This is a genomic window from Streptomyces sp. NPDC034037, assembly GCF_055575715.1.
The window spans coordinates 298,133-310,767 of sequence record NZ_JBVISC010000004.1 but is presented as its reverse complement, the minus strand read 5'-3'; the positions used below and the strand labels follow the sequence as shown (position 1 = coordinate 310,767).

Below are 12,635 nucleotides of genomic sequence, written 5' to 3'. Positions count from 1 at the left end.
ACGTTCCGGTCGACAACGCTGCACCTGGGGGTGGGGGCATGGGGGAACTTGCCGGCACGGAAGAGCCGTACGCCAAGACGCACGGCATCTCGCTCGCGACGCTGATCGGCGCGGACGAACTGTGCGTCGCCGTCTACCGCGCGGTGATCTCCGAACCGCAGTGGTCCGTGGCCCACGTCGCCGAGCGGCTCGGCGCCACGCAGGAGCGGGTACGGGAGTGCCTGGACCGCCTGGCGGAGCTGTCGATGCTCCATCTCCCCGAGGACGACGTGAGTCCCCTCCCCGTCCACCCCGAGGTCGGGTTCTCCGCCCACATACACCGGTGGGAGGCGCAGATCCACACCCAGCAGCTCGAACTGGCGGCGGTGCGGGCGGCCACCGCCGAACTGGCCGCCGCCTACGCGGCCCATCAGGCCAGCCGCAGCAACGCGGGCCTGGAGCGCCTCTACGGGGTCGACGAGGTGCGCGGCCGCCTCGCCGAGATGAGCCAGCTCGCGAAGGAGGAACTGCTGGCGTTCGTGCCGGGCGGTTCGATGAGCCCGGCGGCACTGGAGGCCAGCCGGCCGCTGGACGAGCGGAGCCTGGCCGCCGGGGTGCGGCTGAAGACGATCTACCTCGACAGCGTGCGCAACGACCGGGGGACCACGGAGTACGCCCGCTGGCTCTTCGAGCGGGGCGGCGAGGTCCGGACGCTCCCCTCGCTTCCGCTGCGCATGCTGGTGGTCGACCGCACCAGCGCGGTGCTGCCCATCGACCCGGAGAACTCCCGCCTGGGCGCCGTGGTCGTGCGCTCGTCGAGCGTGGTCGCCGCCCTGCTGGCCCTGTTCGAGATGTCCTGGGACCGCGCCGTGCCGCTGGGCGGGCAGCAGGTCCCGGAGGAGACCGACGCCCCGAGCCCGCAGGAGGACGCCCTGCTCAAGCTGCTCGCCCAGGGGCACACCGACGAGGTGGCCGCGCGCAAGCTCGGGCTCTCCCTGCGGACCGTGCGGCGGATGATGGCCAATGTGGCCGGCCGGCTCGGTGCCCGCAGCCGCTTCGAGGCCGGGGTCCTCGCCTCCCGCTGCGGATGGCTCTGACCAGGGCCGCGGCGCCCGCCGGCCCCGGCGCGCGGCCCGCGCTCGGCGCCGAGGGCGCCGTCCGCTTCCTGCCACGGCCTCAAGCTGCCCGCGCGTAACGGGCACGGCCCGTGATCGTCTCTGGGATTCTCCTCCTGTGTACGCCATTCACATCGAGGTGTCTCCCCCTGGCCCCGGTCCCGCCCTCTTCGGGCTGGAACAGCTGACCGCCGAGGCGTCCCGCGTACCCGGCTGCGTGGTGGAGCACTTCTACCAGCCGGCCCAACCCCATCGCGGACGCCTGGGCGTCCTCTTCGTGTCCGCCGCCTCCGCCGAGGTGGCGGGCAGTTGTGTTCTCGCGGCCGCCCGGACATTGCTCCGCGAGCCGCCCCACACGACACGGGCCTCGCTCCGGATTCCGCCGCCCGGAACGTCCTCCCGCATGTGCCACGGTGTCGTTTCCGTGCCCGCCGGGCACCGCGAATAGCCCTGTCCCCTTGCTGCCTCTGCACCTTGGTGCCAGCCAACTCCCTTGAACGGTCGCTTTCCGGCCAGCGAATATGAACACGTCGCCGACACCGCAGTTCGGCCGCGCTGATCCACTCATCGCATTCAAGGGCACCAAGAATTCTCGGAGGCGTATCAATGGGCCGCAGACTTCCCACCCTTATGGCCGCCTGTGCCATAGCACTCTCGGTCTTCGCCCTGGGTGGGTCCGAGCACCCCGCGCCGGCCCGCACCCTCGCCGACAGCACGACCGCGTCGCCGCTCACCTGGGGCTGGGACTGAGCGCGGGCGAGCCCCGGGCCCGACCGGCCAAGACCGTTTGTTCCAGCTGTTCCACCAGTACAGAGCGTCCAAGGAGGACACGTGAGCGCGCAAACGACGGAGAAGGTCTCCCTCTCGGCCCCCGGTACCTGGCGTGACCCGGACTCGCACTTCGAGATCGCGCTGACGCACCCGTGGTACCGGATGCTGCTCCAGCTGACCGACGTCATGCAGCGGGCCACGGCGGAATTCTGGGCTCAGCGGAACGTCCGCGCGGCCTATCTCCCCGTGACGACCGGGTCCATATCCAGCCCCATGGGCCTCGGCAGCGACTCGTCGCCGGTGCGCATCGAACTGGAGGGTGTGCCCACCTATCTGGCCGATTCCATGCAGTTCCTCCTGGAATACGGCTGCAGAATGTGGGAGGAGGGCTGCTATTACGTCATGCCCTCGTTCCGCGGTGAGGCACCCGACTCCACGCACCTGTGCCAGTTCTACCACTCGGAAGCCGAGCTTCCGGGTGATGTGGACGCGGTGATGGAGACCGTGGAGGCGTATGTACGCCACCTCGCCGGCGCCTTTCTGAAGGAAATGGGGCCGACGATCGCCGAAGTGGCGGGAGACACCGCGCACATCGAGCGGATGCTGTCCCTCGGCGCTTTCCCCCGCGTCTCCTTCTCCGACGCCGTCGCACTCCTCGGTGATTCACCGGAATACGTGACGGAATTGGCGGAAGGCGCCCGGGGCCTGACCCGCAAGGCCGAGCGCGCCCTGATGGACAAGTACGGCGAGTTCGTCTGGGTGACCCAGTTCGACCACCTCTCCGTCCCCTTCTACCAGGCCTTCGAGCCGGGCGACCCCTCCCGCGCCCGCAACGGCGACCTGCTGTTCGGCGTGGGCGAGACGGTCGGCTGCGGCGAGCGCCACACCACCGCCGAGGAGGCCCGCGAGGCGCTGGCCATGCACATGGTCCCCGAGGAGGACTACGCCTGGTACCTGCGGATGCGGGAGCTGCGTCCGATGAAGACCTCCGGCTTCGGCCTGGGCGTCGAGCGCTTCTTCCTGTGGCTGCTCAAGCACGACGAGATCCGCGACCTGCAGATGCTGCACCGGGTGAACGGCCGGCAGATCAACCCCTGACGGCGAACCGGCAGTCGCGGGCCACGGCCCGCACTCACCCCAGGAGAGTGCACCATCGACGTCGTCCTCGTGTCCGGCCTCGGGCCGACACTGAAGAATTCCGACTACCTCGCGGGCAGCATGCTCGACCGCCAGCACGGGGCGCAGAACACGGCGAAGTACCTGCGGGGCACCCGACTCGAGCAGTTCGGCCTCGACCGGCTCGGCTTCCGGCACAACGGCGCCGACTACCCCCTGCTGCGCCCCCGTTACTACAACGTCCCCCACCTGACGACCTTCGCCGTCCAGGAGATCCTGGAGCGGGCCGGGCACCGCACCGACACCTACGACACCACCAACCTGTGGGCACAGGGCGCTGTCTCCCCCGCGCCCCAGGGGTCGTACCGGGCGGCTCTCCTGTCGACCAGCTTCATCTGGACCGAGCGCGACCTGCGGCACGCCGTCCACTGGATCGCCGAGACCTATCCGGGCATCCCCATCATCCTCGGCGGCCAGTACAGCAATCTCAAGTACGGCTCCCTGATGCGGGCGATCCCCGAGATTGACTACATCGTCCGCGGCGACGGGGAGGAGGCGCTGCCCGCCCTGCTGGACATGCTGGAGAACGGCGGATCACCGGAGGCGGTCCCCAATCTCGTCTACCGGCACTCCCGCGAGCTGCTCGGCCACCGGATGAGCCCCTTCCGCTACCTGGACCTCGACGCGTTCCCCTCCCCCATGCCGAAGGGCAAGTGGCGCGTCATCCCCTACGAGTCCATGAGGGGCTGCCCCTTCAGCTGCAAGTTCTGCTCCTTCCCCGCGGCCAGTCCCAAGTGGCGCTACAAGTCCGCCCAGAAGATCGCGGACGACTGGCGGCGCTACGCGGACGAGAGCGGGGCCTCCTACATCTCCGCCATGGACAGCACGTTCACGGTGCCCCCGACCCGGCTGCGGGAGCTGCTGAAGCTCCTGCCCGACGTCGGCATCGGCTGGGAGGCGTACAGCAGGGCGAACGTGCTCAAGTCCGCCGAGCTGATCGACGCGATCGCGGCGACCCACTGCCAGTTCCTGTCCATCGGCTTCGAGTCGATGAGCGACAGCACGCTGCGCCACATGAACAAGAAGGTCACGCGGAAGGACAACCTGCGCGCCTTCCGCCTCCTCAACGAGGGCGGCCTCGGCTACCGCTGCTCCTTCATGGCCGGCTACCCGGGGGAGACGCCCGCGGACTTCTCCGAGACGCGGGACTTCCTGTCCCAGGAGTACGCGGGGCACTTCATGCTCAGTGTGTTCAGCATCTCCGACGAGACCATGCCTTTGTGGGAGGACAAGGAGGCGCTGCGCATCGAGGTGCACGACCCCGAGGACCCGGACTACTCCTGGTCGCACATCGGCATGGACGTGCACACCGCCCGGTCGCTGAACCACACGACCCTCGACCTGGTCCGCCGCGTCAACGACCGCGCGGTGCTGCGCCTTTGGCAGGCGGACTACCAGCACCTGCTCATGCCGCAGCTGGGCCGCTGGGAGAACATCGCGGTCGAGAAGGCCGTGGAGCGCATCGGCATGGCGCCGCGCGACTACACCGACGCCGGCGCGGCGGTGCCCTACATCCAGCAGCAGCTCGACGTCCTCGCGCGGTACGGCGTCTCGCTCTACCCGGACACCGGCGCCTTCACCGACCAGCCGCTCTTCCACTTCTGAAAAGGTCCTGAGCCTGTCATGAGCAGCATGAAGTCACTGCGCCTGCTGCCCGCCCCGGCACGGCGGCTGATCGCGATCAACGCGGTCAACGCGGCGGGCACCGGCCTCGTCGTGCCCCTCCTGGTCGTGTACCTGCACGAGATGCGGGGCCTGTCGCTGGCGACGGCGACGGGCGCGGTCGCGGCGACCTCGCTGGGAGCGCTGGTCGGCGGGCCGCTCGCCGGGTGGGTCTCGGACCGCTTCGGCCGGGCCCCGGCGGTCTGGGCGGCGCTCGTGTGCGCGGCGCTGGGAGCCGTCGGCTTCGTGGTGTCCGGCACGCCCGAGGCGGCTCTGGCGTCCGGGCTCGTCCAGGGTCTGGGCATCGGGGGCGCGATCACCTGGAACGCGCTGATCGCCGACCAGGTGCCCCGCGAGCACTGGTCGGTGGTCTTCTCGACCGACTTCGCGGTGGTCAACGCGGTGATGGGCCTCGGCGGTCTGGTCGGCGGCCTGGTGGCGGGCCTGACCGACTCCCTCCTGGTCTTCCAGCTGCTGTACGGGCTCGACGCGCTCTCCTTCCTCGCGACCGGCTTCCTGGTCTCCCGGCAGCTGCGGGGCACGGGCCAGGCGCGTGAGGAGGCGGGCGGGGAGCGGGCCCCCCAGCCAGCACAGGCGGACCAGACGGAGCAGACGGAGCAAGCGGCCCCCGCAGGTCAACCCGGGCCGGCCTCCTACCGTGCCGTCCTGCGCGACCGCAAGCTGGTCGCCCTGCTGCTCGTCGTCCTGACCCTGTTCACGCTCGGGTACTCGCAGCTGAACTCCGGCATGCCCGCGATCCTGCTGGCCGACAGCACGCTGGGCCCCACCGCGCTCGGCGTGATGTTCGCCGTCAACACCGGTGCCGTGGTGCTCGTCCAGGTCACGCTCATGCACAGGTTCAAGGACCTCACCCCGCGTACGGCGCTGGCGCTGCTCGCCGGGAGCTGGGCGTTCTTCTGGCTCCTGATCCTCGCGGTCACCGGGCTCGGCGGCGGCGCGTACGCCCTGCTCAGCGGGGCGGCGGCGATGGCCGTCTTCGCCGTCGGCGAGTCCCTGCTGGCCGCGACCGGCCCGACGCTGGTCAACAGCTGGGCGGACGACTCCAACCGCGGCCGCTACAACGCCGCCTACGGGTTCGTGTGTTCGCTCGGTTTCACCGTCGGACCGCTGCTGTCGGGCCGGCTGGTGGAGGACGGGCACGTGGTGCTGATGACCGCGGGGGCGGCGCTGGCCCTGGCCGCGCTGGGGCTCGTCCTGCGCGGGTCGCGCCTCCTGCCGTCCACTCCCCTGTCCGGACTCGAGGACGAGTCCCGGCCGGTCGTGGAGCCGGCCGAGTCCTGACCCACTCCCCCGCCGTGTCCGCGTACCCCCGTACCCGCACGTTTTTCGAGCACAAGGAGACCGCCGATGAGCACCAAGATCCTCGTCTGCCGCTGGGACCCGTACATCCTCTCCGCCCTGCGTGCGGAGGGCGCGGAAGTGGCGCTGCTCTTCGACACGTTCGAGGCCGCCCACTTCCACGTCGACGAGGAGGTCCTGAAGACCCTGCCGTACGTCTTCCGCATCAACAGCTTCGACGACATGGACGAACTGGGCCAGGTCGCCACGGAGCTGAAGGGCGACGGCTGGATCCCGGACCGGGTGGTGAGCCTGTCCGAGTTCAGCCAGTACGGCGCCGGATACCTCGCCCAGCTCCTGGGCTGCCCGCAGCCCACCCTGGAGATGGCCCTCAGGACCCGCGACAAGCGGGCGATGAAGCAGGCCGTGCGCGCGGCCGGTGTCGCCGTCACGGACTTCGTCCCGCTGCGCACCTCCGAGGTGGCGCGGGGCGTGCGCCGCACCGCCGACGAGCTGGGCTTCCCCGTCGTCGTCAAGCCCGCCGCCGGACTCGGCACGCTGGGCACGAGCTGGGTGCACTCCGAGGAGGCGCTGAGCACCCTGCTCCAAGAGGCGGGCGGCGACAACACCGAGCACTTCCTGCTGGCCGAGAAGCCGGTGCGGGGCGACGAGTTCCACGTGGACGCCATCTGGGTCGACGGGGTCTGCAAGGCGCTCGGCATCATGCGCTACCTGCGGCCGCGCCTCGCGATCGAGACGGCCGGGGTGGGCAACGGCTCCGTCCTGCTGCCGCGCGAGGAGTGGGCCGAACTCTACGCCGACGTGGAGGACATGCACCGGCGCGTGAACGGCGCGCTCGGCATCCGGGACGGCATCACCCACCTGGAGTTCTTCAAGGAGCCCGGCGAGCGGCGCATCGTCTTCTCGGAGATCGCCAGCCGGTTCGCCGGGGGCGGGATCACCCAGACCTGGCGCGCCCTCGGCGACGACCTGCGCATCGCGTGGATCAAGTCGGTCGTCGACCCGGGCCGGGCGGCCCCGTACGCGGACGGCGAACCCAGCCGCTACGTGGGCTGGATCAACCTCGCCCCGAGCGAGGAGGGGAAGATCGTCGCCGAGCCGTCCCAGGCCGACATCGACGCCTTCGACTACGTCCTGGAGACGGTCCGCCAGCACGGCGTGGGCGACGAGTACGGCGAGCCGCACCCCTCCGCCTGGTGCCTCTTCCTCATCTACGGAGCCGACTCCCTGGAGCAGTTCGAGGAGCGGGGCCAGGAGTTGGAGAAGGCCCTGAACGGCGGCTTCCGCACCGAGCGGGCCGCCGCCTGACCACCGCCGCCCGCCCCCGGGGCCCGGCCGCGCCGGGACGGCACCAGCAAACCGCACCTCTCAAGTCACCTGTGAGCGAGGAACGTCATGACCGAACTTCAGTACGACCAGGCAGTCAAGGGCTACTTCTCCGAGAAGGCGGAGGCCTACGACGACGTCGACCTCCAGCCCTACTGGATGCTCTCCGACCGCCTGCTCGCGACGGCCCTGCGCGAGGACGTGCTGTCCCGGCTGCCCGAGGACTTCGCGTTCCTCGACGCGGGCGGCGGCACCGGCCGCTGGACCTCGTTCTTCGCGGAGGAGGCGCCCAAGAGCACGGGCGTGCTGTTCGACCTCACCCGCGAGATGATCCAGGTCGCCGAGGCCAAGGCCGAGCGACGGGGCTTCGCCGACCGCGTCGAGTTCCGGCAGGGCGACCTGGCCGAGGTCGGCCAGGCCCTGCAGGGGCGCAGCTTCGACCTGGCGTTCAACTTCCACAACGTCCTGGGCTTCGTCGCCGACCCCGAGCAGACGATCAAGGACGTGGCCGCGCTGCTCAAGCCCGGCGGGCTGCTGGTGTCGTTCCTGCCCAGCGTCTGGCACGCGGCGTTCTTCAACGTGGGCATCGGGCGCCTCGACGAGGCGGAGAAGGCGCTGGCCGGCCGGGGCCGCTTCACCGACACCATGCCGGACATGCACCTCTACGACGTCGAGCGCATCGAGAAGATGCACGCCGCCGCCGGCCTGGAGCTGGACGTCCTCAGCGGCTTCCCGAACCTGATCTACCCCGGCTACCAGGAGACCCAGCTGCACGGCTCCACGGACCAGCTCGTGGACATCCTGGCGGGCGAGAACTTCGACCGGATCTTCGCCATGGAGAACAAGGTCCGCTCGGCCCCCGGCATCGCGGGCCGCGGCAACAACCTCTTCACCGTCGCCCGCCGCCCGGCCTGATGACCGCGGCCCAGACCGCGTCCGCGGACCCGTCGGCGTCCGTGGACCTGATGGCGGACTCCTTCGCACGCGACCCGCACCCGCAGTACGCCGTGCTGCGCCGCACCGCCCCCGTGTGGTGGGACGCGGCCACGGCCTGCTGGTACGTCACCGCGTACGAGGACGTCAACACGCTCCTGAGGGACGGCCGGCTGTCCGCGCGGATCGGCGCCGCCTTCCTCGGCGACCACGACCCGGCGACGCTGGAGGAGGTCGCCGACGTCACGCGGTTCTTCGACGCCTGGCCGATGTTCACCGACCCGCCGGAGCACACCGCCGTGCGCTCCGCGGTCGGCCCGTCCTACCGCCCGGCCGTCGTACGCCCCCTGCGTACGGCGATCGCCGAGCGGGCGGACGCGCTCCTGAAGCCGCTGGATCCGGCGTCCGCCGATCTCCTCGCGGACTTCGCGCAGCCGCTCGCGGTCGACGTGACCTGCGATCTGCTGGGCATCGCGGCCGAGCACCGGGACGATCTGCTGGCCTGGTCGGCGGACATCATCGGCTTCATCGGGGTGCCCCGGCTCGACCCGGGCCGGGCCCCCCGCGCGCGGCACGCCATCTCCCGGTTGCGGGAGCACATCGCCTCCGTGACGCTGCCCGACGCGCGGGCGGGCCGGGGTCCCGCCCAGCTCGCGGCGTTCCTGCGGATCGACGAGGACCGGGCGGTCGCCCTGTTCGCGCAGATCCTCACCGGCGGCATCGAGCCCGTGGTGGCCTGCCTGGGGTCGGCGCTCACGCACCTGCTCGGCCCGCGGCGGCCGCTGCTCGACCAGGTCCGGCGCGGGGAGCTGGACGTCACCCGGCTCGTGGAGGAGGCGCTGCGGCTCGAAGCGCCCTTCCACTTCGTGCCGAGGACCGCGGTGCGGCCCGTCGAGGTGCGGGGGCGGGTGATCGAGGCGGGGCAGCGGGTGGCGCTGGTCGTCGCGGCCGCCAACCGGGACCCGGAGGTGTTCGCCGAGCCGGACCGCTTCCGCCTGCCCCCGCCGGACCGGGGCGAGCGCCCGCAGCTGGCGTTCGGGGCCGGGCACCACTTCTGCCTGGGGGCGGGCCTGGCACGGCTGACCCTGGCCGAGGCGATCCGCGCGGTGGCCGAGTGGGTCGGGGCCGGCGAGGTCGGCGAGGTCGGCGCGGAGCGGGCACCGGCCTTCGGGCACACCGTGTGGCGTCGTATGGGAGTGGGGTACTGATCCGGTGCTGTGGACTCCGCGCATGGAATGGGACGCGCTGCCCGGCGGGCTGCGCCGACGCGTCGAGGAGCGTCTCGGCTCGCCGGTGGTGCGCGTGGACGCGATCACCGGGGGCTTCTCGGCGGGCTTCGCGGGCATCGTCCGCACCGCCGGGCGGTCCCTGTTCGTCAAGGCCACCTCGGAGGCGGTGAACAGCCACGGCCGGGGCCTCTACCGCCAGGAGTGGCTCGCCTGTGAGCACCTGGCGCGGGACGCCCTGGACCCCGGCTTCGCCTGGGCGTTCGACTGGGACGACTGGACGGTGCTCGCCTTCCGGGCCGTCGACGGCCGCATCTGCTCCCCCGAGTGGCCGGCCGGGCAGCTGGCGGAGGTGCTGCGGCACCTGGCCGCGCACAGGACGGCGGCGCCGCCAGGGCTGCCGCCGCTGGACGCCTACTTCGGGGACGCGTTCGCCGCCTGGGCCGCCCTCGACGCGGACCCCTCCTTCGACGCCTGGCCCACCGACGACACGGGCGGCGCCCTGCTCCCCGTACCGGAGTGGGTGGCCCTGTCGGAACACGCCCGCGGCGCCTTCGCGGGCGAGGAGCTGCTCCACGCCGATCTGCGCGCCGACAACGTCCTGTGGACCGGCGGCGCCCCGGTGGTCGTCGACTGGGCGTACGCCTGCCGCGGCGCGGCGGTGTTCGATCCGCTGTACCTGCTCCTGGAGGTGGCCTGCCGGTGGGCGGCGCCGCCCGAGGAGGCGCTGGCCGGGGTGTTGAAGGAGTACGGCCGTTCCGCCGAGGACGCCACCGCCCTGCTCGCGGTCTTCGCCGGATGGTTCACCTGGATGTCCCGGATGCCTCCCCCGCCGGGGCTGCCGACGCTGCGGGCGTTCCAGCGCGGCATGGCGGACGCGGCACTCGGCTGGTTCGCCCTCCGGACGGGGCGCACCCATGGATCACGACAGCACGGAAGGACGACACTGACATGACGGAGACCGCCCCGGGGCCGGCGCCCACCCTCGATCCCGGGATACGGGAGCGGCTGTTCGACACCGCGAGTTCCGTGGGGGACAGCCCCGCGACCCGCGCTGTGGTCCTCGGGTTCCTGGAGGCGCTCACCGGGCGGGGCTACCGGCTGACGCCGCCGGTCTCCCTCGTCGAGGCCGACGCCACCGTCGCGTTCGTCAACGCCACCGTCACCCCGTACAAGGACACCCTCGCGGCCGGCCGCGGCATCGGCCGGATCTGCCACTACCAGCCGTGTTTCCGCGCCCACGGCGAACACCCCTGGCTGTTCGCCTTCGGCATGACCGGCCTGCTCGCCGACATCGACAGCGACGACGACCTGCGGCGCGTCACGGTGGACAGCCACCTCGCCACCCTCGCCGCGCTCCCCGACCACCGCGCCGACCGCCTCCACATCCTCGTCGACTCCCAGGACGCGGACCTGGCCGCACAGGTGGCGGCGGCCGTCGCCGAGCACGGCGGCCGGCTCCACGTGCTCGACGCCCCGCAGGTGTCCACCCGCTGGGAGTACGGCGAGGGCTACGACCTGCGCGGGCGCGGCATCACCTACTACTACCGGCGCCCCGACGTCGGCTGTGCCACGGAGTGCCGGCCCGACTGCCGGTGCGCACGCTGGCAGCCACTGTCCAACCTGATCCTCGTCGAAGCCGCCGAGCGCCGCTACGCCGAGGTCGGGTTCGGCGTGGAGATCACCGCCGCGATCCCCTTCGGCCCGAACGCCTACTTCCTGCCCGAGATCGCCGGGCGCGTCGAGGCCGCCGAGGAGGCGGGCCTGACCCGGGAGCAGGCGGCCGACGCCGTCAACCTCTACCGGGCGCTCGCCCTGCTGATCGAGCACGGCGCCCGCCCGGCGGGCAAGGGCCCGGGCTCCGTCGTACGCAAGTTCGTGCTGCGGCTCCTGGAGTTGCTCGCGCCCTTGAGCGCCCGGCAGACCGAGGACCTGCTCGGCCGGTTCGGCGCCTCCGCCGACTTCCGCGCCGCGTTGGACGCCGAGGCGGAGCGCCGGGCCCGCGTCATGGCGCGCAACCTCAAGACCGCGGCGGCCGTACTGGACCGGAACCCGCACACCCCCGACGCCGATCTCCGCGCCACCTACGGCCTCTCCGAGGCCCAGGCGCGCACCCTGCGCGAGGCGCGGCTGCGCCCGCCGCGCCTGCGCGAGGGCGACGCGGTCACCGTGGTGTCGCCGTCGTGGCAGGGAGCGGCGGTCTTCCCCGACCGCGCCGCCCGGGGCCTGAAAGACCTGTCCGCCCGCACGGGCCTGCGGGTGACCCAGGCACCGCCCGTCGCCGGACCCGAGGCCGGGTCGCGGCACGCGCGGGCGCGGGAGTTCAACGCGGCGCTGCGGGACCCGGACGTCAAGGGCGTCCTGTGGATGATCGGCGGCCTCAACGCCACGGAGCTGCTCGACCTGATCGACTACGACGCGTTCGCCGCGCACCCCAAGGTCCTGTGCGGCTACTCCGACGCCACCGTGCTGCACCACGCGCTGTACGCCCGCACCGGAGCGACCACGTTCTACGGGCCGGCCGTCCTGTCGGAGTTCGCCGAGACCGGGGGGACGCCGGAGTTCACGCTGCGCTCGTTCCTCGACGTCACCACGCGCGGCTGGACCGGGTCGTTCCCCCGCTCCCCCGAGGTGCTCGACGAGTTCGTGGACTGGGCGGGCGAGGACCGGGCGCGCGTGGCCGAAGCGGCGCCCGCGCGGACCGTGCTGCGGCCCGGCACGGGCCAGGGACCGCTGCTGGCCGGCTGCGTCCCGAGCCTCCTGCAGCTCCTCGGCACCCCCTGGCTGCCCGATTACGCGGGGCACGTACTGGCGTTGGAACTCACCACCGACGACGGCTACGGTCCCGCGCACGCCGCCCGTGACCTGTGGCAGATGCGGCACGCGGGGCTGCTCGACCGGGCCGCCGGGCTCGTCCTCGGCAGGCCCCGGCTCTGGAGTGCCGAGCAGCGGGCGCAGCTGGACCGCGCGCTGCTGGAGGTCTGCCACGGGCTCGCCTTCCCGATCGTGACGGAGTTCGAGTTCGGACACACCGATCCCGTCCTGACCCTGCCGGTCGGTGTCCCCGTCGAACTGGACGGGGACGACCTGCGCCTGCTGGAACCGGCTGTCCGCTGACCGAAGTAGG

The 12,635-nt window shown here is 72.0% G+C and carries 9 protein-coding genes; all 9 read left to right on the top strand.

Annotated features, from left to right (window positions below):
- Nucleotides 1–38 precede the first annotated feature (38 nt).
- The 9 genes from ACZ516_RS16645 (at nt 39) to ACZ516_RS16605 (ending at nt 12,625) form a co-directional block, all read left to right on the top strand.
- Entirely contained in the window at nt 39–1,076 is a 1,038-nt protein-coding gene (locus ACZ516_RS16645; protein ID WP_361078104.1) for a helix-turn-helix transcriptional regulator, read from the top strand.
- Between the two features lie 849 nt (nt 1,077–1,925).
- Nucleotides 1,926–2,963, top strand: a complete 1,038-nt coding sequence (locus ACZ516_RS16640) for an amino acid--tRNA ligase-related protein (protein ID WP_361078107.1) — start codon at nt 1,926–1,928, stop codon at nt 2,961–2,963.
- Between the two features lie 69 nt (nt 2,964–3,032).
- Entirely contained in the window at nt 3,033–4,646 is a 1,614-nt protein-coding gene (locus tag ACZ516_RS16635) for a B12-binding domain-containing radical SAM protein (protein WP_469010749.1), read from the top strand.
- An 18-nt stretch (nt 4,647–4,664) separates the two neighbouring features.
- Nucleotides 4,665–6,005 carry an MFS transporter gene (locus ACZ516_RS16630; RefSeq protein WP_469010747.1) on the top strand — a complete coding sequence of 447 codons (1,341 nt, stop codon included), beginning with the start codon at nt 4,665–4,667 and terminating at the stop codon, nt 6,003–6,005.
- A gap of 66 nt (nt 6,006–6,071) precedes the next feature.
- Complete coding sequence (locus ACZ516_RS16625) at nt 6,072–7,331, top strand: ATP-grasp domain-containing protein (RefSeq protein WP_358580357.1); 1,260 nt, start codon at nt 6,072–6,074, stop codon at nt 7,329–7,331.
- A gap of 87 nt (nt 7,332–7,418) precedes the next feature.
- The gene (locus ACZ516_RS16620; protein ID WP_358580359.1) at nt 7,419–8,264 is read left to right on the top strand and encodes a class I SAM-dependent methyltransferase; all 846 of its coding nucleotides are present in this window, start codon (nt 7,419–7,421) and stop codon (nt 8,262–8,264) included.
- A complete protein-coding gene (locus tag ACZ516_RS16615; RefSeq protein ID WP_469010745.1) occupies nt 8,264–9,490 on the top strand; it encodes a cytochrome P450 in 1,227 nt (408 codons plus the stop codon). The genes ACZ516_RS16620 and ACZ516_RS16615 overlap by 1 nt, the downstream gene beginning before the upstream one ends.
- Before the next feature lie 22 nt (nt 9,491–9,512).
- Nucleotides 9,513–10,463 carry a phosphotransferase gene (locus ACZ516_RS16610; protein WP_361078122.1) on the top strand — a complete coding sequence of 317 codons (951 nt, stop codon included), beginning with the start codon at nt 9,513–9,515 and terminating at the stop codon, nt 10,461–10,463.
- Nucleotides 10,460–12,625: a S66 peptidase family protein gene (locus ACZ516_RS16605; protein WP_469010744.1), complete on the top strand. Its 2,166-nt coding sequence runs from the start codon at nt 10,460–10,462 to the stop codon at nt 12,623–12,625. The genes ACZ516_RS16610 and ACZ516_RS16605 overlap by 4 nt, the downstream gene beginning before the upstream one ends.
- Nucleotides 12,626–12,635: the final 10 nt, after the last annotated feature.

Coding starts and splice junctions, on each gene's coding strand:
- ACZ516_RS16645 (WP_361078104.1), top strand. CDS start 39: ATGGGGGAACTTGCCGGCACGGAAGAGCCGTACGCCAAGACGCACGGC.
- ACZ516_RS16630 (WP_469010747.1), top strand. CDS start 4,665: ATGAGCAGCATGAAGTCACTGCGCCTGCTGCCCGCCCCGGCACGGCGG.
- ACZ516_RS16625 (WP_358580357.1), top strand. CDS start 6,072: ATGAGCACCAAGATCCTCGTCTGCCGCTGGGACCCGTACATCCTCTCC.
- ACZ516_RS16620 (WP_358580359.1), top strand. CDS start 7,419: ATGACCGAACTTCAGTACGACCAGGCAGTCAAGGGCTACTTCTCCGAG.
- ACZ516_RS16615 (WP_469010745.1), top strand. CDS start 8,264: ATGACCGCGGCCCAGACCGCGTCCGCGGACCCGTCGGCGTCCGTGGAC.
- ACZ516_RS16610 (WP_361078122.1), top strand. CDS start 9,513: ATGGAATGGGACGCGCTGCCCGGCGGGCTGCGCCGACGCGTCGAGGAG.
- ACZ516_RS16605 (WP_469010744.1), top strand. CDS start 10,460: ATGACGGAGACCGCCCCGGGGCCGGCGCCCACCCTCGATCCCGGGATA.